Genomic DNA, 20,499 nt, shown 5'->3' with positions numbered 1-20,499 from the left:
GACCGAAGCTGCCGGTCGATCTATAAGTGAGACAGGTCTGTATCACTTAAGGTTTTGCCATGTCGCTCCGCGCCGACGCCGCCGAAAAGCGGCAGCACATTGTTGAAACTGCCTATGGCTTGTTCAAGCGCGTAGGTTTCCACGCGACCGGCATCGACCGCATCATTGCCGAGGCCGAGGTCGCCAAGATGACGATGTATCGTCATTTCCCGAAAAAGGACGCCCTCATTGTCGAGGTTCTGGACTGGCGGGCCGATCGGTTTGCACGGCAGCTCGATCGGCTTGGGGACGCAGCCACCACACCCCAACAGAAGATCGCGACTATTCTCGACTGGTACGAGCACTGGTTCGACAGCCCGGATTTTCACGGATGCCTGTTCCAGCATGCCCTGGCCGAATTTGGAGACCCCGAGCACCCGGTGTTCAAGGCTGTCACTCGGCAAAAGGACGGTCTGAGGCGGCGGATACAAAAAATCCTCGAAGCGACGATGCCGGACGCCCGGGCCGAAAGCATGGCTTCGGCACTGTTCATGCTAATCGAAGGCGCAACCCTTCTTGCTCAAATGGGGCAGGGCAAGGCTGCCATCGAGAATGCACGCGAGGCAGCAAAGCGGATTCTTGCTGTACCGAAGGCGATCCAATGAGCGCGGTCGTCGTCGGCCTCGCAATCTTTGCCGCCACCCTTCATGCGACATGGAACGCTTTTCTCCGCAACGGCGCTGATCGGCTGTGGACCGTGACCGTCATGAGCATTTCCAGCACGGTACTGGCATTGCCGTTTATCTTTATCCTTCCACTGCCGGCCGCTGATGCCTGGCCGTACATTGCGCTCTCTGCCGCCCTTCAGGTCGGCTACAGCGTCTTCCTCGTCGCGGCCTACCGGTATGGCGAACTTGGACAGGTTTACCCGATCGTCCGGGGGACCGTGCCTCTGCTGGTCACGCTGGGCGGTTTCCTGCTCGCCGGCGAACGCCTCGGCACTACCAGATGGTGGGTGTCACCCTTGTTGCCGCGGGCATCATGAGCCTTTCGCTCGGTAAGGGCAGGGCCTCAACGTCCTCGATCCTATTTGCCCTGGCGACGGGCGCGATCATCGCCAGCTATGCTACAGTCGATGCAGTCGGCGTGCGGTTGGCCGACCATAGCGGCGCATACACGGCCTGGGTGCTGGTTCTCTACGGAAGCCTGCTTCCCGCCACGTTCATGCTCATGCGAGGAGAGCTCGCTGTTGACGTTCGCTCCCCCGAAACATGGAAAGCACTCGGCGGTGGCCTCGTTGCAATGATCGCCTATGGCGTCGTCGTGGCAGCTTTCGCGCTGGGGCCGGCAGGTCCAATTACGGCGCTGAGGGAAACGAGCGTCGTGTTCGCGGTCCTCATTGGATGGTTGTTCCTTGGGGAAACCTTGACCGCTCGCCGCATTGTCGCCTGCGGTATCGTAGCGATCGGCGCGATCTGCCTCGGCTACCAGTCATGATCTGTCGCGAAATTCCCGATTAAAAACGACAGTTTGCACCTGGTTTTTGCAACGTCGCAGAAGCCTTTGCGGCAACGCTCAAGGTCCGCAAGGGTCGTGAGCGGAAATTCAAACTGAGACACTGCCAGCCACTTGACGAAAAGATGACCGCGCGCAAAACTGCTAAGATGTCAGACCAATTTTGGAAATAGGTGGCGATGAGAGCGCGCGGCGAACTGCCCGGGGCCCCTGCCACGCGTGTGGCAATCGCCACGCTCCCGCCGCTGGATCGCGGCAAGCAGGTCATGGAAGCGCTGGCCGACTATGTCGAGCGCGCCGCGCTGAAGAGCGGTGACCGGCTTCCGACCGAACGTGAATTGATGGCCGCGCTTTCCGTCGGGCGTTCGACAATACGGGAGGCGATGGGGCGTTTCGAAGCGCTCGGCGTCACCGAGACCCGCAAGGGTAGCGGCACCTATCTGCTCAAGCCGATATCCGCCGGCACGATCCATTTGCCGCTGTCGCTCGATACGGCAGAGCTGCGCGATGGTCTCTTGCACACCCTCGAGGTGCGCCGCGGCATCGAGGCCGAAGCAAGCATGGTCGCGGCACGGCGGCGAACGGCCGACGATCTCAGGACGATCGAGGAAAAACTCATCGAGATGGAGCGCGTCCATCTCGCCACCGGCACGTCGGGTCCGGAAGATCTGGCCTTCCATCTGGCCGTCTACGACGCCACGCACAACCCGCTTTTCCGGCAGCTCCTGGGACAGATGCGCGAAGCGTTCGAGCGCTTCTGGGACCATCCTTTCGACCGCCAGGATTTCGCGCGGCGATCGTTTCCGTATCACCGCGAATTGTTCGATGCCATCGTCGCCAAGGACGCGGAGCAGGCGCGCGGAAAAACGTTGAAGATCCTCGAGATCGTGGAAGAGGATATCGAGGAAATGTCGAAATGAACGGTCCCGATTTTTTCGACCAGGCATCGCTGATTGCCGCGCATGACGAGGGCAACGCCTTCGACGCCGTCGTGCCGCCGATCGTGCAAACTTCGCTCTTCACCTTCCCGAACTATGACGAGATGCTCGAGACATACCGCGGCGAAAAAGTGCGGCCGACCTACACGCGTGGGTTGAACCCGACAGTGCGCATGTTCGAGGAAATGCTCGCAAAACTAGAAGGCGCCGAGGACGCGATCGGTTTTGCGAGCGGCATGTCCGCCATCTCGTCGGCGGTGCTGAGCTTTGTCGAGCCCGGCGACCGCATCGTCGCGGTCAAGCACATCTACCCGGACGCGTTCCGGCTGTTCGGGACGCTGCTGGCGCGCATGCGTATCGAAGTGACCTATGTCGACGGGCGCGACGAAGCTGCCGTCGCCAGCGCCCTGTCTGGCGCGAAGCTGTTCTATATGGAAAGCCCGACCAGTTGGGTCATGGAAACGCATGACATCGGTGCGCTCGCTGCGCTTGCAAAGTCCCGTGGCATCCCGACCATCATAGACAACAGCTGGGCCAGCCCGGTCTTCCAGCGGCCGCTGTCGCTCGGCGTCGACGTCGTGGTCCACTCCGCATCCAAGTATCTGGGTGGCCACAGCGATGTCGTGGCCGGCGTGGTCGCGGGCTCGAAGGACTTGATCGGCCGCATCCGCGCCGAAGCCTACCCATATCTCGGCGGCAAGCTGTCGCCATTCGATGCCTGGCTCTTGATCCGTGGCTTGCGCACACTGCCGATCCGGATGCGCGCGCATCAGGCGTCCGGCCTCGAAATCGCACGGCGCCTGCAGGATCATCCGATCGTCGAGAGGGTCTGCCATCCGGGCCTGGCCAACCGGCTTCCCGCGGGGCTCACCGGCACGTCGGGCCTGTTCTCATTCGTCTTCCGCGACGGCATCGATATCCGGACGTTTGCCGACCGCCTTAAGCTGTTTAAGCTGGGTGTGTCGTGGGGCGGCCATGAAAGTCTCATCGTCCCGGGCGAGGTCGTGCTGCAGCAGAAAGCCCAACCCAATTCCGCGCTGGCGTTCGGCGTCCATCCGCGGTCCGTGCGTCTCCATGTCGGCCTCGAGGGAACCGAGGCGCTGTGGAGAGACCTGGAAACGGCGATCGCCGCCGCTTCCGAAGAAAAGACCTGAAGCAATCAGACAAGAAGGGAACGGAAAATGAAGAAGCTTCTTATCGCGGCATTCGCGACCGTACTGATGTCGGGTGCCGCACTCGCCGACACGACGCTGAAGCTCGTGGAGGTGATCACTAGCCCCGAGCGCACCGAAACCCTTAAATCGATCGTCTCCAAATTCGAGGCCGCCAACCCGGGCACGAAGGTTGAGGTCATCTCGCTGCCCTGGGGCGAAGCGTTCCAGAAGTTCGCGACCATGGTGTCTGCCGGCGAAATCCCCGACGTCATGGAGATGCCGGACACGTGGCTGTCGCTCTATGCCAACAACGGCCTTCTTGAGAGCCTCGAGCCCTATCTTGCCAAGTGGGAGCACACCTCGGGCCTCACCGATCGCGCGCTCGAACTCGGCCGCGACGTGAACAACACCGCCTACATGCTGCCTTATGGCTTCTATCTCCGGGCGATGTTCTACAACAAGAAGCTGTTCCAGGAGGCTGGTGTCGCCGAGCCGCCCAAGACGATGGACGAGTTCGTGGCGGCGTCGGAGAAAGTCTCCAAGCTCCCAGGCAAATATGGCTACTGCCTGCGCGGCGGGCCGGGCGGCCTCAACGGCTGGATGATGTTCGGCGCAACCATGGCCGGCTCCAACAAATTCTTCAATGAAGACGGCACCTCGACCATGAACAGTGAAGGCTGGGTCAAGGGACTGACCTGGGTCGTTGATCTCTACAAGAAGGGGTTGGCGCCGAAGGACAGCGTCAACTGGGGTTTCAACGAAATCGTCGCCGGTTTCTACACCGGCACCTGCGCAATGCTCGATCAGGATCCAGACGCGCTGATCGCAATCGCCGAGCGGATGAAGCCGGAAGACTACGGCGTCATGACCATGCCGAAGGGGCCGTCCGGCAAGACGTTCCCGACCATCGGCTATGCCGGTTGGTCGATGATGGCAGCCAGCCAGAACAAGGACCTCTCCTGGAAGCTGATCGAAACGCTCGAAGGGCCTGAGGGCAATGTCGAGTGGAACAAGCGCACCGGAGCGCTGCCGGTTCACAAGTCGGCCGAAAAGGATCCGTTCTACGCAAGCGAGCAGTTCAAGGGCTGGTTCGCCGAACTCGAGGACAAGGATGCGGTGCCGACGGTCATGCCGACCTATCTCGAAGAGTTCGCCTTCTTCAAGGACTCGATGGTCATCAAAACCAGTCAACAGGCGCTGCTCGGCGATATCACGCCCGAGGAAATGGCCAACCAGTGGGCCGACTATCTGACCAAGGCACAGCAGAAATTCCTGGCCAAGAAATAAACGGCGGACCGCGAGCATCGGAGCCGCCCATCGTGGGTGGCTCCGATAGATCCCGTCCATGGTCGATTGGAATGAAAGCGTTACCCGATGGTTCTTGACGCCGCTGCCGGCCTCCCGGAATCGCGCCGCCGGTCGCTGGTCGACCGGATCACGCGCCACGCCGAACCATATCTTTACACCGCGCCGGCGCTGATTCTGATCGTCACCATCATGCTGGCGCCGCTGGTGCTAGGCCTGTCCTACGCCTTCCGCGACGTGCACTTGCTCAATCCTTTCTCCGGCGGCTACGTCGGACTCGATCATTTTCGCACCCTTTATGGCGACGACAATTTCTACCGCGCGCTGCGCAACACGCTGTGGTGGACCGGCGCATCCGTCTTGCTGCAATTCGTGTTCGGCCTGATCCTGGCGCTGTTGCTCGACCGGCCGTTTGCCGGCCGCGCCATCGCGCAGGCGCTGGTGTTCCTGCCATGGGCGGTGCCGACCTTCCTCACCGGGCTCAACTGGGCGTGGCTGTTCAACCCCGTCATCGGACCGCTGCCGCATTGGCTTTATGCGCTCGGCCTCATGAGCGAGCCGGCCAACATCCTTTCCAATCCGCAACTCGCCATGTGGGGGCCGATCATCGCTAACGTATGGTGGGGCATTCCCTTCTTCGCCATCACGCTGCTGGCCGCGCTCCAGGCCATCCCGCGCGACCTCTACGAAGCGGCGGCGATCGACGGCGCCGGCGCGATCAGGCGGTTCACCTCGATCACATTGCCATTCCTTGCGCCGACCATTGCGATCACCGTGCTGTTGCGCACCGTCTGGATCTCGAACTTCGCCGACCTGATCATCGTGATGACCAGCGGCGGGCCGGCCGACCGCACGCAGATCGTCGCGAGCTACATCTTCACGCAAGCTTTCAGGGCGCTTGATTTCGGCTATGCCTCGGCCATTGCGCTGGTGCTGCTCGTCCTGCTGCTCGCCTATTCGATGCTGATCGTCATGCTGCGGCAAGTCCTGATGGATCGGGCCTGATGGATCAGGGGATAACCAGATGAACAGGTATTCAATCTTCGGCACCGCGCTGCACCGCCTGGCGATCCTCTGCTACGTGGTCTTTGCGCTGTTCCCGCTGTTCTGGCTGTTGAAAGTATCTGTCACGCCGAACGACCTGCTCTATTCGGAGGGCGTGCGGATGTGGCCGTCGCGGATGAGCTTTGAACATTTCCGCTTCGTGCTGGCCCATAGTGCGTTCCCGATCTTCTTCAGGAACAGCATGATCGTTGCCGGCGCGACGGCCGTGATCGTGACGCTGCTCGCGTCTCTCTCTGGCTATGCGCTGTCGCGCTTCACCTTCCGTGGCAAGTACTGGCTGGTCGCGCTGATGCTGCTCACCCAGATGTTTCCATTGGTGATGCTGGTCGCGCCGATCTTCAAGATGCTCTCGCCGCTCGGACTGACCAATAGCCTGACCGGGCTAGTGGTCGTCTACACGGCCTTCAACATCCCCTTCGCGACATTCCTGATGCAGTCGTTCTTCGATGGCATCCCCAAGGAACTGGAGGAGGCGGCCAAGATCGATGGCGCCACGCAGTTCATGGCGTTCCGCCAGATCGTCCTGCCGCTGACGCTGCCGGGCATTGCCGCGACGCTGGGTTTTGTGTTCACAGCCGCGTGGAGCGAACTGCTGTTCGCGCTGATGCTGATTTCGGGCAACAGCGCCGCCACGTTTCCGGTCGGTCTGCTCACCTTCGTGTCGAAGTTTTCGGTCGATTTCGGGCAGATGATGGCGGCTGGCGTGCTGGCGTTGATCCCGGCCTGCCTCTTCTTTCTGTTCATCCAGCGCTATCTGGTTCAGGGCCTGACGGCCGGCGCGGTCAAGGGCTGAGCGAGGTTTCATGGCATCGATCGACATCCGCAACGTTCGCAAGAATTTCGGCATCGTCTCCGTGCTGCACGGCGTCGATCTGGCGATAGAGAACGGCGAGTTCGTGGTGCTGGTGGGTCCGTCCGGCTGCGGCAAGAGCACGCTGCTGCGCATGATCGCCGGGCTCGAAGAGGTGACCGAAGGCGAGATCCGGATCGACGGCATGCGCGTCAATGAGCGGGCACCCAAGGACCGCGACATCGCCATGGTGTTCCAGTCCTACGCGCTCTACCCGCATATGAACGTCGCCGAGAACATGAGCTATGGCCTGCGGATCCGGAAGGCGGCCCGCGAGAAGATCACAGCCGCTGTCAGCAATGCGGCCAGGAAGCTTGAGCTGCAGCCGCTGCTTGCGCGGCGGCCGAAGGCACTGTCGGGCGGTCAGCGCCAGCGCGTGGCGATGGGACGCGCGATCGTGCGACAGCCCAAGGCATTCCTGTTCGACGAGCCGCTATCCAATCTGGACGCGCGCTTGCGTGAGCAGATGCGGGCAGAGATCAAAAAGCTGCACCGCGATCTCGGCGCGACCTCGATCTATGTCACCCACGACCAGATCGAGGCGATGACACTGGCCGACCGGATCGTCGCCATGCATGAGGGCGTGGTGCAGCAGGTCGGCAGCCCGCTGGAGCTTTACGACCGCCCGGCAAACCTGTTCGTCGCCGGCTTCATCGGTTCGCCCGCCATGAATTTTCTGTCGGCACGCTATGAGGTCAGTGGGGGCACGGCCGGCGCACGGCTGCCCGATGGGACGCTGATCGGGCTATCCTCAGCCTATCAACTCGAGGAAGGCTCGGCGGTGACGCTCGGCATCCGGCCGGAGCATGTCGAGATGTCGCCAGCTTCGGAGAGCAGCCTGAGGGCGACGGTCGACCTGATCGAACCGACTGGCTTCGGCATCATCCTGCATCTCGGCCTGCATGGCCTGCCTTTCAACGTGTTCACGCTCGACCGGGCCGCGCTGACAGCTGGCCCGACGGTGACGGTGTCTTTCCCGCCGCAACATTTGCATTTGTTCGATGAGACTGGGATGCGCGCATTGGAATCGAGCCTCCAGAAGGGGAAGAGCTGATCCTCCGTGGGTCGCTCAGAGTACTCGAATTTTCCCAAAACCGGTTCCCACCCTTGAGGCCGATGCTATTGTCTATCTTGGCACCGCCGAATTCGATACGACATTCGATCTCGGCCTCGACATGGCTCCTGGACGAGATGGAACGCGCCGACGGCGCCAATGCTAGGTGACTGAGCGCATGCGCTTTCTGTTTCTTCTGATCCTGCTCGCCGGCACCGGCATCGGCGTCGTCTATCCCTGGGCGATGACCAATTTCTCCGGCCGTGAGATCGGCACCTGGCGGGTTTACGAACAGGGTCGGTTCAAGCCGGTGACGGTGCCGCTGGCAGCTGCCGACGCGCCGGTGCGGGTGTTGCTCGATCTCACCGCCAGGACCGAACGCATCGTCGTCTCGCAACAGCGCACCGTGCTGACGCTGACCGCCGCCACCGGCGGCAGAACGGTGCTCGCCTCGACGCTGCAATTCACCCATTCGGAAAATCCGCGCCAGGTCAGCCCGCAACTGCCGGACAAGATCTTCCGCGACGAGGCAGGCCTGATAGCGACGGTCAGCCCCGGCCCTTACACCTTCACCGTTGGCCCCGGTGACGCCGAGGGCATCGAGATGCGGACGGTCGATCTCGTGCTGCGCTCCGGCGTCGGCGAGATCGACAGCCGGGCGCGCCCGGTCGGGTTTTCGCTGATGGCGGCCGGCCTGATCGGGCTGCTGTTGGCGCTGCGTTTCGGCGGCCGCGGCCGGCCGCAAAATCCGAATTCGCAGCCGCCACCGCCGCGCTGGGGCAGGGGGTCGAATTAGCTCGTGAATTACCGCCACGCCTACCACGCCGGAAACTTCGCCGATGTCGTCAAGCATGTCGTGCTGTGCCGGCTCGTCGAATATCTGAAGCAGAAGGACAAGGCGTTTCGCGTCATCGACACCCATGCCGGCATCGGACGCTACGACCTGTCGTCTACTGAAGCGCAAAAGACGGGCGAATGGCAGGGCGGCATCGGCCGGCTGGTCGACGCCGAGATCAGCACCCCTGCGGCGGCGCTGCTCGCGCCTTATCTGGAAGCCGTCCGTTCGCTCAATCCCGAAGGCGGCGTGAAAAAATATCCGGGCTCGCCGCTGATCGCGCGTCATCTCATGCGCAAGCAGGACCGGCTGTCGGCGATCGAATTGCATCGCCAGGATGCCGCGAGGCTGAGGGCGCTGTTCCAAGGCGATTTCCAGACCCGGGTGATCGAGCTCGACGGCTGGCTGGCGCTCGGCGCGCATCTGCCGCCGAAGGAAAAGCGCGGCCTCGTGCTGGTCGATCCGCCGTTTGAGGAGGAGGGCGAGTTCGCCCGTCTTGTCGACGGGCTGCAGAAAGCGCACAAGCGCTGGCCGGGCGGCATCTATGCGCTGTGGTACCCGGTCAAGGACCGTAAAGCGGTCGCCGCCTTCCGGAAGGCGTTGGTGCAGTCGGGCATCCCGAAGCTGCTCGACATCGGCTTCGAGATCAGGCCGCCATCGCCCGAGCCCAGCCTCGACGGCAGCGGCATGGTGGTGGTCAACCCGCCGTTCACGCTGGAGGGCGAACTGCGCACGCTGCTGCCGGCGCTACATAGGCTTCTCGTGGTCGAGCAGCCAGCGCACTGGACGCTTGAATGGCTGGCGGGGGGGTAAGTCCGGTTAACACCGCAATTTGAGTATCTGTTATGTGGCAGAGGCAAGGTGTGAGCTGCCCTTTTCTCACACGGTGCCCAAGACCCTGGGCGCGGTCAGCGTTAGCCTCTGGTGCCCCACAACGGGCTGGCCTTCCCCTCTGCCGACCGAGATCATACAGGAGTTTGATGATGGATGCGACTGGCCCTAGTCAGGCGATTGGACCGAAGCTGCTTCGAAACAAAGAAACCATCGTCTCTACAACCGCTTGACCGCGCGCCAGCGAATCCGCACAGTGCGCGCAATCGACCATAAGAGGCTGCCATGACTCGCTTCGCCCAATCCGCCCTTGCTGCAGTGATCGCCCTTTGCACGCCGCTCGGCACGTCCCTTGCCGTCACCCAGGCAGCAAAGGCGGCCGACCTTGCCGTCTATACCGATGAAGACAGCGGCGTTTGCGGCGAGGCCTGGGTGCTGAACAAGATCACCAGCCGCTTCTCCTACCAGGTGCACCACGTGCCGAACCTGCCCGATGTCGAGATCACTGATTTCCAGCGCATCCACCAGCACCGCTATCTGCCCGCCAATGAAACCTGGCCGATCGGCCGCCGCTATTGCGGCGCCACCGTCAGCTTGTCCGACGGCCGTGCCCGCACCATCTGGTATCTGATCGAGGAAGGGCAAGGCTTTGCCTCGATCGGCGACAATGTCGAATTCTGCGTCTCGGGCTTCGATCGCTGGATGGTTTACAACGGCCGCTGCCGCGTCCTGCGCTGACCGCGTTTGTCCGGCTGCTCAGCTTCGTCGAGAATTTTGCGAAGGAAGGCGACGTGACCGCGAAAGGCGCGTCGTCCGACTGACGTCGCCTTGATGCGCGTTTGCGGTCGGCGTCCGACGAACAGCTTTTCGACATCGATGTATCCCGCCCTGGCAAGCGTATCGATATGCGCGCCGAGATTGCCGTCGGTTGCGCTGACGATAGCTTTCAATCGGCTGAATTCCAGCATTTCGCGCCTTTCCAGAGAATTCAGCGCCGCCATGATCCTGAGCCGCACGCTCTGGTGGATGATCTCGTCGGCAGCCATCACCGAGCCTGCCGTGGTGTCCGGCGTTCTGTCTCACTGATCTCGGACAGCGCCGTTCGATCTCGTGCGAATGACATTGCACTCTCCCGCATGCCGCAGAATACTCTGTGAGATGGAGTAATCTGTCAACTTAGAAGAAAATGTGCGAGCGTGGGGTTGCCTCGGCGGGCTTAGAGAAGATCATGGTACAGAACGGCCCCGCTTTGTTTCTGTAGCTTGTGTAGATCGTCCATTTGTACAAGACGATGAGATCGACGAAGCGGCGCATCATGGTGTTTCCGATCGATGATCGAGGAGAAAAATCGCTTGATAACCTTCGCGCTTCGTAGCGGGATTAGTTCCGGCAAAGCGCGCAGAATGTCTGTCGTACGCCCTCGGAAAAGGTCGAAGAGCAGCAGCGACATTTGTGAAATCAGCATGAGCTTGTGTCGCCCGTAACCAAAACTTAAACTGCAAAATTCATGCTGATGCTTCGCTGGCTAGCAAGCCGCGAGTCAGATATGCATTGCACGCCGGGTCACTAATGGCCGTCGGCACAACGGAAGGGGCATGACATGGCTAAACAGTCATCCAAAGCGCCGGCATCCAAGTCACCGGCAAAGAAGTCACCGGCAAAGAAGGCGCCGGTAAAAGCAGCGGCGGCGAAAGTCGCAACCGCTGTGAAGAAAGCAGCGCCCGCTGCTAAGCCGAAGGCCGCCGCGGCCAAGGCAAAAGCAGCACCGGCCAAGAAGCCGGCCGCAAAAGCCGCGGCAAAACCGGCTGTGAAGAAAGCAGCACCTGCCAAGGCCAAGGCTGCGCCCGCCAAGGCAAAAGCAGCTCCGGCCAAGAAGCCTGCTGCAAAGGCCGCGGCAAAACCGGCTGCGAAGAAAGCAGCGCCTGCCAAGGCTGCACCGGCTAAGAAGGCTGCACCGGCCAAGAAAGCGGCGGCAGCGAAGTCTTCCGCGGCGGTGAAGAAAGCAGCGCCTGCGGCCAAGCCGAAGGCAAAGGCAGCGCCGGCCAAGGCAAAGGCCAAGAAGTAATCGCGTTTCTTCGCCCGCGCGGGACAGTGCTGATGACGGTTGAGGGCGGGTGCCGGACAGGCGCCTCGCTCGCAAGGTCGGTGCTCGGGCGAGAACAGAGGCGGAGGGAACACAGCTTTCGCAGCTCCCAGGACTTCGCCGTTACGGCGAAGTCTGGTGGGGCATTTCTCTGTGCCTGAAAGGTTCCTCGCTGCAAGGCGATTGGCCAGGTTCGGATCCGTCTGACCTGTTCAGCTATTCCCGTCGCTCCAACCGCCTCAAGCGAGAAAGCGGCCGCTGCTCCTTGGCAGCTGGTTTTCCCGTCTGTGGGCTGTTGATCATATCGGCGTAGCCGGCCAACAGTGCCACGCATGACCCCAAAAATCGGGATCGATTTTCGGAAAGGACCATGCGCAAAATCGAAATTCTACAGCGTCCTTTGCACGTCCAATAGGACGCGCGGCGCTGTCGCGGCAATCAGGAACCAGATCATGCCCAGACTGCTCTACGCTTCTACGTCCCCTTACAGTTCCAAGGTGCGTATGGCCGCGCTTTATGCCGGCATCGCCGTCGAACTCGTGCCGATGAAAACCGAAGACCAGCCGGCCGAGTTGATCGGCGCCAATCCGCTCGGCAAAATTCCGGTGCTGGTGCTCGACGACGGCCGCTCGATCTACGACAGCCGCGCCATTACCCAGCATCTCAACCGCATGTCGAAGAACGCGCTGTTTCCGCGCAATCCCGACAAGCGACTCGAGGCAGAAGTGCTGGAGGCGCTGGCCGACGGCATCTGCGACTGCGCGCTGTCGATGGTCTATGAGCGGCGCACGCGCCCCGAGGACATGGTCTACCAGCCCTGGCTCGACCGCCAGTGGGCGAAGATCACCACAACGCTCGATCTGCTCAACGCCAATCCGCCAAAACTGCCGAAGAAGATCACCGCCGGCCAATTGGCGCTGCGTGCCTGCCTTGGCTATCTCTCGCTGCGCTTTGCCGGAAAATGGGAAAAGGGCCGCAGCCGGCTGGTCCGCTGGGCAGCGCGTTTCGACGAGAAGTTTCCGGAGCTGAAGCCAGCGGTCCCGGCTTGAGGGCCTGAGGCGGGGCGGGCAGCCTTGGCTGCCGCGTTTGACCGAGGGGATTTCGTCGACAGATATTCAGCCTGCGCCTATCGTGGTCTCCCAGACTGGGAGCCGACCAATGGGTGGCGATTTGATCTGTCGTTTATTTGCACTCGTTATTTGTCTGTCCGCCTGTATTGGCATTGGTCTTGAACTCGGCACCCTGACGAGAGGTGGCGCCTCGATGCTCGGCTCGCTATGGGTGTTGATAGGATATTTCACAATCCTGACCAACGGTCTTGTCGCCGTTGTATTCGGAACCATTGCGCTCCTCGGGGAGCGTTTCGATCACCCACGGCTGGTGCCAGGGGTGGCTGCCGTCATGGCCTTGGTCGGCGTGATTTTCGCATTGCTGCTCCAAGGGCTGCGCACCTTGGCTGGCGCCACCGCTGAAGCAAACTTTTTGCTCCATCAGCTCAACCCTGTTCTTGTCGTATCGTTCTGGCTGCTGTTCACGCGAAAGGGGGCGCTCTCGTGGCGCGATCCGCTTCTGTGGGCGCTCTATCCTCTGGCCTATCTGGCCTATGCCCTGGCCCGAGGTGCCGCTGAAGGGAAATACGCGTATCCATTCATAGACGTGTCCGCGCATGGCTGGGTCGGGGTCATGTCGAATGCAGTCGTGATCGCCCTCGGTTTTGTCGCAGCAGCCGAAGTCCTTGTCTTGGTCGACCGAATTCTGGCTCGGCAATGACCTCGAGATCGTCGGCAGGCGAGATATCCTCTCACCACAGGTGACACATCGCGAGAGGGCAGGCGTTCAGGCATAAAAAAGCCGGGCACGAGGCCCGGCTCTTTCCTGTCGTGGCTTGGACGACTTAGAACTTCATACCGACGCCGAAGGTGACGCGGTTGTCGGTCGATTTGACGTTGCCAATATCGCCGAAGTCCTTGTCGCCGAAGTCGGTGTAGCGGTATTCGACACGGCCGAACACATTGTCTGTGATCTTGATGTCGGTGCCGACGCCGGCCGTCCAGCCGAACATGGTGTTGCTGTCGCTGGTACCAACCAAATGGTCTTCCACCTTCTGGTGCTTCAGCGCGCCACCGGCGGTGCCGTAGATCAGTATCTCCGGCGTGACGGCGTAGCCGAGGCGAGCACGCAGCGAGCCTTCGACGCCGCCCTTGGCCTCGATGTCAGCATCTTCGCCTTCGATGCCACTGTAGCCGATATCGGCTTCAGCACCGTACACGAAGTTGTCCTGCTGCCACTGATAGCCGCCAAAGACGCCGCCGACGAATCCATCGGTACCGACGTCTACGCCGATATCTTCGGCATCGGCATGGCCGCTGAAGCCGTAGCCGACGCTCACACCGGCATAGGGACCGGCCCAGGACGCGACCGGAAGTTCAGCGATCGGGGCGGGTGCCGGCGGCTCTTCCGAGATCACGTCAGCAGCATAGGCGGTTCCGCCGAGGGCGAAAAGCCCGAACGCCACCGCCAGCGGTCGCGCAAATTTAAGATTGGCTTGCATTGTTCTTTACTCCTTAAGCCACAGGCACAGGCTTGCTTTTCACGCTTTTCACGAGCGCCCCTCAACCCGCCGGGGGGATAAACGGATCTGGCGCTCAACGGTTCCGAATGTCGTGTCAAAATGCGGCTGAAGCGAACCTGAACTTGGGTCATTACCGGGCACGAATGAGGCCGAACTTTGACGTTGCATCTGCGCAACAGATCGTGTCAGGAGGCTTTGCCCTGCCGTGCTGAACACCGCTTGGAGCAAGGGGTCCAGCACCCTATATTGCGGTCTGTCAGGCCGAGTCCCGGCAAGGGTCGAAAGACCGATCCGGCCGCTTTGCCACAATGCTGCCCAAGGTACGAACGGCATTTAACGCTTGGCCGGCCATATTTCGCCGGCCGGCCTGAAATCGAGGCTTATTGAGGATTGACAGGATGAGCAAGGCCGCTGGAACGGCATTGGTGACGGGTGGGGCCAAGCGGATCGGCAAGGCGATCGTGGAGGATCTTGCCGCGAACGGTTTTGCAGTCGCCATTCATTGCAACCGCTCGCGGGGCGAGGCGGAAGCGTTGGCCGCCCGGATCAACGGCGGCCATTTTGGCCAGGATGGCCGCGCCGCTGTCGTCGCCGCCGACCTGACCGACATGGCCGCGGTCGGCGACTTGGTCGGCCGCGCCGAGGCCGCGCTCGGACCTGTCACCCTGCTGGTCAACAATGCCTCGCTGTTCGTGGATGACACGGTTCAGGATTTCGACTGGCTTGTCTGGGACCGCCACTTCGCAGTCCATGTGAAGGCGCCGGCACTTTTGGCGCAAAAATTCGCGCGCGCGCTGCCGCAAGGCCAGGAAGGACTGATCGTCAATATGATCGACCAGCGCGTCTGGCGCCCGACGCCACGCTATTTCTCCTATGCGCTGTCGAAATCGACATTGTGGACGCAGACGCAGATGATGGCGCAGGCGCTGGGACCACGTATTCGCGTCAATGCCATCGGCCCTGGCCCAACGCTGAAGAGCGCGCGTCAGGACGACAGCGATTTTGCCGCGCAGGTCGACGGCCTGATCCTGAAGCGCGGCCCGGAATTGCCTGAATTCGGCGCCACCATCCGCTATTTCTGGGCTGCGCGCTCGGTGAGCGGCCAGATGATCGCGCTCGACGGCGGCCAGCACCTTGCATGGCAGACGCCGGATGTGACAGGCATTGTTGAATGAGTCCCATGGACCAGAAACACAAACGAGGCGGCGCCGCCGACGACTTGCCCCCCGATATCGACCTCGATGACGAGGCGGCGGAGGAGAGCGTCGAGGCACCAGCTGCCGGTGCCGGCGGCGCTGAGGTCGCCTTCACCGCCATCGACTGGACGCCGCATGCCGGCGATGCCGACGGCATGGTCGGTGCCGAAGTGATCCAGACGCTGGTCAAGCGGCTGCCCAACGCGCCCGGCGTCTACCGCATGATGAATGCCGCAGGCGACGTGCTCTATGTCGGCAAGGCGCGCAGCCTGAAAAAGCGGGTGACCAATTACGCGCAGGGCCGGTTCCACACCAGCCGCATCGGCCGCATGGTGCGCGAGACGTCGACGATGGAGTTCGTCGTCACCCGCACCGAGATCGAAGCGCTGCTGCTGGAAGCCAACCTCATCAAGCGCTTGCGGCCGCGCTTCAACGTGCTGATGCGGGACGACAAATCGTTCCCCTACATCCTGCTGACTGGCGATCATGTCTCGCCCGGCATCTACAAGCATCGCGGCGCGCGCTCGCGCAAGGGCGACTATTTCGGCCCCTTCGCCTCGGCAGGCGCCGTCGGCCGCACCATCAATTCGTTGCAGCGCGCCTTCCTGCTCAGGAGCTGCACCAATTCCTTCTACGAGAACCGCACCCGGCCCTGCCTGCTATTTCAGATCAAGCGCTGCGCCGGGCCGTGTACCGGCGAGATCTCGCATGGCGACTATGCCAAACTGGTCGCCGAGGCGAAGGACTTCCTGTCCGGCCGCAGCCAGAAAGTGAAGACCGATATCTCCGCCGCCATGCAGCAGGCCTCGGAGAACCTCGATTTCGAGCGGGCCGCCATCTATCGCGACCGGCTGGCGGCGCTGTCGCATGTGCAGAGCCACCAGGGCATCAATCCGCAGACCGTCGACGAGGCCGATGTCTTCGCCATCCATCAGGAAGGCGGCCAGGTCTGTATCCAGGTATTCTTCTTCCGCACCGGCCAGAACTGGGGCAACCGCGCCTATTTCCCCAAGGCCGATCCGGCGCTGGAGGGATCGGAAGTGCTGGGCTCGTTCCTGGCGCAATTCTACGACGACAAGCCGACGCCGCGCGCTATCCTGTTGTCACATGCAGTCGAGGACCAGGAACTGCTGGCGGAGGCTCTCTCCACCCGCGCAGGTCGCAAGGTGGTGATCTCGGTGCCGCAGCGCGGCGAGAAGAAGGATTTGACCGACAACGCCTTGCAGAACGCCCGCGAGGCGCTCGGCCGCCGGCTGGCCGAGACCTCGACGCAAGGCCGGCTGCTTACCGGTTTCGCCGAGACCTTCGGGCTGAAAAAGCCGCCGGTTCGCATCGAGGTCTACGACAACTCCCACATCATGGGTACCAACGCCGTCGGTGCCATGGTCGTCGCCGGGCCGGAAGGCTTCGTGAAGAACCAGTACCGGAAATTCAACATCCGCTCGACCGAGATCACGCCAGGCGACGATTTCGGCATGATGCGCGAGGTGATGGAGCGGCGTTTTTCCCGGCTGCTGAAGGAACATGGCGACGCCCCACAGAGCGACCAGGCGGCGGACGCCGCGGCCCCGGCCGAACAGGGCGACGATATCGAGGATGCGGGCGGCTTCCCGGCCTGGCCAGACGTCATTCTCATCGACGGCGGCCAGGGCCAGATGACGGCGGTGCGCAAGATCCTCGCCGATCTCGGCATCGAGGACCGTGTCCAGGCCATCGGCATCGCCAAGGGCCAGGACCGTGACGCCGGTCGGGAACGCTTCTTCGTCAAAGGCAGGGACTCGTTTTCGCTCCCCGTTCGCGATCCGGTGCTCTATTTCGTTCAACGGCTGCGCGACGAGGTCCACCGCTTCGCCATCGGCTCGCACCGCGCCCGCCGCAAGAAGGAAATGGTCAAGAGCCCGCTCGACGAGATCAGCGGCATCGGTCCCGGCCGCAAGCGCGCGCTGCTTATGCACTTCGGCACCGCCAAGGCGGTCAGCCGCGCCGCGATCGAGGATTTGATCAAGGTCGATGGTATATCCGAGCAGGTGGCGAAGCTCGTCTACAACCATTTTCATGAGAGTTGATGGATTGCTATTTTCGGTTGGTCCATCGACTATCGCCTGTTGACCCCCCACATTCGCTTCTGATTTGAGTAGTCAGGCAGAAAGAGTTCCCAAAAAATATGGCCCAGCGCGCATTCAACCTGCCCAACATGCTCACCTACGCCCGCATCGTCGCGGTGCCGCTGGTCGTGCTGTGTTTTTTTCTTGAGGGGCATCTGAAATCGAGCGACTTCGCCCGCTGGTCGGCGCTGATCATTTTCCTGCTCGCCTCGATCACCGATTATTTCGACGGCTATCTGGCGCGCGCCTGGCAGCAGACCTCGAATATCGGCAAGATGCTCGACCCTATTGCCGACAAATTGCTGGTCGCCACCTGCCTGCTGCTGCTGGCAGCCGACACCGACCGCCATGCCGGCATCGCCGGCTGGTCGCTGTGGGCGGCGATCATCATCCTGTGCCGCGAGATCCTGGTCTCGGGCCTGCGCGAATATCTGGCGGCGCTGAAGGTCTCGGTGCCGGTGACACAGCTGGCAAAGTGGAAGACCACGATCCAGATGGTCGCCATCGCCTTCTTGCTGGCGGGACCTGCCGGCGACAAGGTCTTCCCGCTGACCACCCAGACCGGGCTGGTGCTGTTGTGGATCGCTGCCCTGGTCACGCTTTACACCGGCTACGATTATTTCCGTGCCGGCCTCAAGCACATCATGGACGAATAGGATGTCGACAAAGCTCATTTATTTCGCCTGGGTGCGCGAGCGGATCGGCAAACCGCACGAGGATGTCGAATTGCCCGCCGGCATCGAGACGGTGGCCGACCTGCTGCGCTGGCTGAAAACACGCGGCGAGGAGTACGAGAACGCGCTGCAATACCCCGACGTGATCCGCGTCGCCATCAACCAGGAACATGTCGAGCACCGCGAGAAGATATCAGGCGCGCGCGAGATCGCGCTGTTCCCGCCGATGACGGGTGGCTGAAATGCCGGCCGCGGTGGTGCCGACGGTTTGCATCCAGGCGGAGGATTTCGATGTCGCCGCCGAGATCGCTCGAATGACGCAAGGCCGTACCGACATCGGCGCCGTGGTGACTTTCTCCGGTCTCTGCCGCGATGAAGCGGGCAGGCTCGCGGCACTCGAACTCGAACATTATCCCGGCATGGCCGAAGCCGAGATCGGCCGCATCGCCGCCGAAGCGGTCGGCCGTTGGCCGCTCCAGGGGCTCACCGCCATCCATCGCCACGGCAGGATTGCGCCCGGCGAAAACATCGTGCTGGTGGTGGCGGCTTCCGCGCACCGGCAGCCCGCGTTCGAGGCGGCGAACTTCCTGATGGATTATCTTAAATCGCGTGCGCCCTTCTGGAAGAAAGAATACCATAGTGATGGTTCGGATGGCGGCTGGGTCGATGCCAAGGAAAGCGATGACCGGGCTGCCAGCCGCTGGAAGCTAAAACCCGGCGAATAAATCCAGCCCGCGGCCATGCATTGACCGCAATCCTGCGAGAGCTTCTGGCCGGTTAGGCAGGCAGAGCATGATCCGAAAATTGGAATCCGGTTTTCGGAAAAGATCATGCTCAAACAAGAAGATAGAGTCCCATCCCGATCCATCGGGATGGAACAGGCTCTAGGGAGCAGGATCATGCTGGGCAGGATCGCCGAGTTCTTCATCTTCGGTTTCGTGCCGCTGGTCGTCGGCATGCTGGCCGTTCCGGAGTTGTCTGTGGCCGCCGAGAAAGTCTTGAAGGGCGAAGTTCTATACCGCGAGCGCATTGCGCTGCCGCCCAACGCCGTGCTCTCGGTCCAGCTTGCCGATGTGTCGCTGGCTGATGCACCCGCCGCAATCCTCGGCGAACGCAAAGTGGCGCCGGCCGGCCAGGTGCCGATCAAGTTCGAGATCAGCTTCGATCCCGGGGTGATCCGGCCCAACATGACCTACGCGCTCCAGGCGCGCATCACCGTCGACGACAGGCTGTTGTTCATTTCCGATATGCGCCACCAGGTCGACCCGCTGAGCGACGCGCCGCAGACCGTCATGCTGAAGATGGTGACGTCGAGCGAGAAACCGGCAGCGACCCCGGTGTTCGGTCAGAGCTGGCTGGTCGAGTATATCGACGGCATAGGTGTGATCGCCGAGCCGCAGGCGACATTCAGGATCAGCGAGGACGGCAAGGCCGGCGGCAGTGGCCCCTGCAACGTCTACTTCGCCACCGCCAAGGTAGATGGTTCGACGATCGCCGTCAGCGGCATCGGTTCGACTTTCAAGGCCTGCGCGCCTGATGTCATGGCCGAGGAAAAAGCGCTGTTCGAGGCGCTGGCCAAGGCGACGTCTTACCGCGTCGACGCCGGCAAGCTTCTTATTGCCGACAAGGACGACCGCGTCATCCTGCGCTTTAATGCCGCGACCTGATCGCCGCAAAGAAAAAAGGCCAGCATTGCGCCGGCCTTTCTGCATATGACGTGTTGATCTGAACTGTCAGCTCAGCCGACGATCTCTGTATCCGAGAACCAGTATTTGATTTCCTGCGCGGCGGTTTCCGGCGCGTCGGAGCCGTGTACCGAATTCTCGCCGATCGACAGCGCATGCACCTTGCGGATGGTGCCTTCGGCGGCGTTGGCCGGGTTGGTGGCGCCCATCACTTCGCGGTTCTTGGCAATGGCGTTCTCGCCTTCCAGCACCTGCACGACAGTCGGCGCCGACGACATGAATTCCACCAGCTCGCCGAAGAAAGGACGATCCTTGTGGACGGCATAAAAACCTTCCGCCTCGCGGCGGCTCATCCACACCCGGCGCGAGGCGATGACGCGCAGGCCGGCTTCTTCGAGCATCTGGGTGATGGCGCCGGTAAGATTGCGCCGGGTCGCGTCCGGCTTGATCATGGAAAAGGTGCGTTCGAGCGCCATGGGGTCGTCCTTGTGATGAAAGTGGAACTGAGGGTGGCGGGCTCTATACAAGCCGCCCGTCTGCTTGCCAAGGGGAGGTGCTCGATCGTGTCGTAAGCACATGAGTTGTCCGGATTAGGTAGCACGTGAGTTGTCCGGTTTTATCGCCAGCGAATGGAGGCTGGGGATGAAGCGGGCAGCGT

The 20,499-nt window shown here is 61.9% G+C and carries 22 protein-coding genes and 1 pseudogene; 20 read left to right on the top strand and 3 right to left on the bottom strand.

Features of this window, described 5'->3' with window-relative positions; genetic code table 11:
- The first annotated feature begins 59 nt into the window (after nucleotides 1–59).
- From ABID19_RS31345 to ABID19_RS31295, 11 genes and pseudogenes are all read left to right on the top strand, one after another.
- Nucleotides 60–644, top strand: coding sequence for a TetR/AcrR family transcriptional regulator (locus tag ABID19_RS31345; RefSeq protein WP_354494502.1), 585 nt, complete (start codon nucleotides 60–62; stop codon nucleotides 642–644).
- Nucleotides 641–1,476, top strand: a pseudogene (locus tag ABID19_RS31340) (EamA family transporter). Before ABID19_RS31345 ends, ABID19_RS31340 begins: the two are co-directional and overlap by 4 nt.
- Before the next feature lie 197 nt (nucleotides 1,477–1,673).
- Nucleotides 1,674–2,414 carry a FadR/GntR family transcriptional regulator gene (locus ABID19_RS31335; protein ID WP_354494500.1) on the top strand — a complete coding sequence of 247 codons (741 nt, stop codon included), beginning with the start codon at nucleotides 1,674–1,676 and terminating at the stop codon, nucleotides 2,412–2,414.
- A complete protein-coding gene (locus ABID19_RS31330) occupies nucleotides 2,411–3,586 on the top strand; it encodes a PLP-dependent transferase (RefSeq protein WP_354494498.1) in 1,176 nt (391 codons plus the stop codon). The genes ABID19_RS31335 and ABID19_RS31330 overlap by 4 nt, the downstream gene beginning before the upstream one ends.
- Before the next feature lie 27 nt (nucleotides 3,587–3,613).
- A complete protein-coding gene (locus tag ABID19_RS31325) occupies nucleotides 3,614–4,873 on the top strand; it encodes an ABC transporter substrate-binding protein (RefSeq protein ID WP_095483209.1) in 1,260 nt (419 codons plus the stop codon).
- A gap of 87 nt (nucleotides 4,874–4,960) precedes the next feature.
- Nucleotides 4,961–5,896 carry a carbohydrate ABC transporter permease gene (locus ABID19_RS31320; RefSeq protein WP_354494496.1) on the top strand — a complete coding sequence of 312 codons (936 nt, stop codon included), beginning with the start codon at nucleotides 4,961–4,963 and terminating at the stop codon, nucleotides 5,894–5,896.
- A 19-nt stretch (nucleotides 5,897–5,915) separates the two neighbouring features.
- Complete coding sequence (locus ABID19_RS31315; RefSeq protein ID WP_128285115.1) at nucleotides 5,916–6,749, top strand: carbohydrate ABC transporter permease; 834 nt, start codon at nucleotides 5,916–5,918, stop codon at nucleotides 6,747–6,749.
- Nucleotides 6,750–6,759: 10 nt separating this feature from the next.
- A complete protein-coding gene (locus ABID19_RS31310) occupies nucleotides 6,760–7,860 on the top strand; it encodes an ABC transporter ATP-binding protein (RefSeq protein WP_354494494.1) in 1,101 nt (366 codons plus the stop codon).
- Nucleotides 7,861–8,038: 178 nt separating this feature from the next.
- Nucleotides 8,039–8,656 carry a hypothetical protein gene (locus ABID19_RS31305; RefSeq protein WP_354494492.1) on the top strand — a complete coding sequence of 206 codons (618 nt, stop codon included), beginning with the start codon at nucleotides 8,039–8,041 and terminating at the stop codon, nucleotides 8,654–8,656.
- 3 nt (nucleotides 8,657–8,659) lie between these two features.
- The gene (locus tag ABID19_RS31300; protein WP_354494491.1) at nucleotides 8,660–9,508 is read left to right on the top strand and encodes a 23S rRNA (adenine(2030)-N(6))-methyltransferase RlmJ; all 849 of its coding nucleotides are present in this window, start codon (nucleotides 8,660–8,662) and stop codon (nucleotides 9,506–9,508) included.
- Nucleotides 9,509–9,811: 303 nt separating this feature from the next.
- On the top strand, nucleotides 9,812–10,264 hold the full coding sequence (locus tag ABID19_RS31295) for a hypothetical protein (RefSeq protein WP_354494489.1): 453 nt from the start codon (nucleotides 9,812–9,814) through the stop codon (nucleotides 10,262–10,264).
- On the opposite strand, the gene ABID19_RS31290 is transcribed toward ABID19_RS31295, so the two are convergent.
- Nucleotides 10,234–10,572 (bottom strand): transcriptional regulator, encoded by a 339-nt coding sequence (locus ABID19_RS31290; protein WP_352928829.1) that lies wholly within the window; start codon nucleotides 10,570–10,572, stop codon nucleotides 10,234–10,236. The two genes, ABID19_RS31295 and ABID19_RS31290, sit on opposite strands and share 31 nt — an antisense overlap.
- A gap of 554 nt (nucleotides 10,573–11,126) precedes the next feature.
- Between ABID19_RS31290 and ABID19_RS31285 the strand changes: the two genes are divergently transcribed.
- From ABID19_RS31285 to ABID19_RS31275, 3 genes are all read left to right on the top strand, one after another.
- Entirely contained in the window at nucleotides 11,127–11,591 is a 465-nt protein-coding gene (locus ABID19_RS31285; protein WP_354494487.1) for a hypothetical protein, read from the top strand.
- Between the two features lie 470 nt (nucleotides 11,592–12,061).
- Nucleotides 12,062–12,658 (top strand): glutathione S-transferase family protein, encoded by a 597-nt coding sequence (locus ABID19_RS31280; protein ID WP_354494485.1) that lies wholly within the window; start codon nucleotides 12,062–12,064, stop codon nucleotides 12,656–12,658.
- Nucleotides 12,659–12,767: 109 nt separating this feature from the next.
- Nucleotides 12,768–13,379 (top strand): Pr6Pr family membrane protein, encoded by a 612-nt coding sequence (locus ABID19_RS31275; RefSeq protein WP_354494483.1) that lies wholly within the window; start codon nucleotides 12,768–12,770, stop codon nucleotides 13,377–13,379.
- A gap of 124 nt (nucleotides 13,380–13,503) precedes the next feature.
- Here the strand turns inward: ABID19_RS31275 and ABID19_RS31270 are convergent, their stop codons facing one another.
- On the bottom strand, nucleotides 13,504–14,160 hold the full coding sequence (locus ABID19_RS31270; protein WP_354494481.1) for an outer membrane protein: 657 nt from the start codon (nucleotides 14,158–14,160) through the stop codon (nucleotides 13,504–13,506).
- 419 nt (nucleotides 14,161–14,579) lie between these two features.
- On the opposite strand from ABID19_RS31270, the gene ABID19_RS31265 reads away from it, so the two are divergent.
- The 6 genes from ABID19_RS31265 to ABID19_RS31240 all read left to right on the top strand — a co-directional run bounded on the left by ABID19_RS31265 (nucleotide 14,580) and on the right by ABID19_RS31240 (nucleotide 19,823).
- A complete protein-coding gene (locus ABID19_RS31265; RefSeq protein ID WP_354494479.1) occupies nucleotides 14,580–15,356 on the top strand; it encodes an SDR family oxidoreductase in 777 nt (258 codons plus the stop codon).
- Nucleotides 15,353–17,443, top strand: coding sequence for an excinuclease ABC subunit UvrC (gene uvrC / locus ABID19_RS31260; protein ID WP_354494478.1), 2,091 nt, complete (start codon nucleotides 15,353–15,355; stop codon nucleotides 17,441–17,443). Before ABID19_RS31265 ends, uvrC begins: the two co-directional genes overlap by 4 nt.
- Before the next feature lie 98 nt (nucleotides 17,444–17,541).
- Entirely contained in the window at nucleotides 17,542–18,138 is a 597-nt protein-coding gene (gene pgsA, locus ABID19_RS31255) for a CDP-diacylglycerol--glycerol-3-phosphate 3-phosphatidyltransferase (RefSeq protein WP_352928819.1), read from the top strand.
- Between the two features lies 1 nt (nucleotide 18,139).
- Nucleotides 18,140–18,397 carry a molybdopterin converting factor subunit 1 gene (moaD, locus tag ABID19_RS31250; protein ID WP_354494476.1) on the top strand — a complete coding sequence of 86 codons (258 nt, stop codon included), beginning with the start codon at nucleotides 18,140–18,142 and terminating at the stop codon, nucleotides 18,395–18,397.
- 1 nt (nucleotide 18,398) lies between these two features.
- Nucleotides 18,399–18,881 (top strand): molybdenum cofactor biosynthesis protein MoaE, encoded by a 483-nt coding sequence (locus ABID19_RS31245; RefSeq protein WP_354494474.1) that lies wholly within the window; start codon nucleotides 18,399–18,401, stop codon nucleotides 18,879–18,881.
- Between the two features lie 174 nt (nucleotides 18,882–19,055).
- The gene (locus ABID19_RS31240) at nucleotides 19,056–19,823 is read left to right on the top strand and encodes a YbaY family lipoprotein (protein ID WP_354494472.1); all 768 of its coding nucleotides are present in this window, start codon (nucleotides 19,056–19,058) and stop codon (nucleotides 19,821–19,823) included.
- Nucleotides 19,824–19,894: 71 nt separating this feature from the next.
- Here ABID19_RS31240 and ndk read toward each other — a convergent pair whose 3' ends face one another.
- Nucleotides 19,895–20,317: a nucleoside-diphosphate kinase gene (ndk, locus tag ABID19_RS31235; RefSeq protein ID WP_352928811.1), complete on the bottom strand. Its 423-nt coding sequence runs from the start codon at nucleotides 20,315–20,317 to the stop codon at nucleotides 19,895–19,897.
- Between the last annotated feature and the right edge of the window lie 182 nt (nucleotides 20,318–20,499).

It is taken from the genome of Mesorhizobium robiniae (genome assembly GCF_040545535.1).
GTDB classification, from domain to species: Bacteria; Pseudomonadota; Alphaproteobacteria; order Rhizobiales; family Rhizobiaceae; genus Mesorhizobium; species Mesorhizobium robiniae.
The sequence above is the reverse complement of the archived record's forward strand: the minus strand, read 5'-3'. Positions and strand labels throughout refer to the sequence as shown.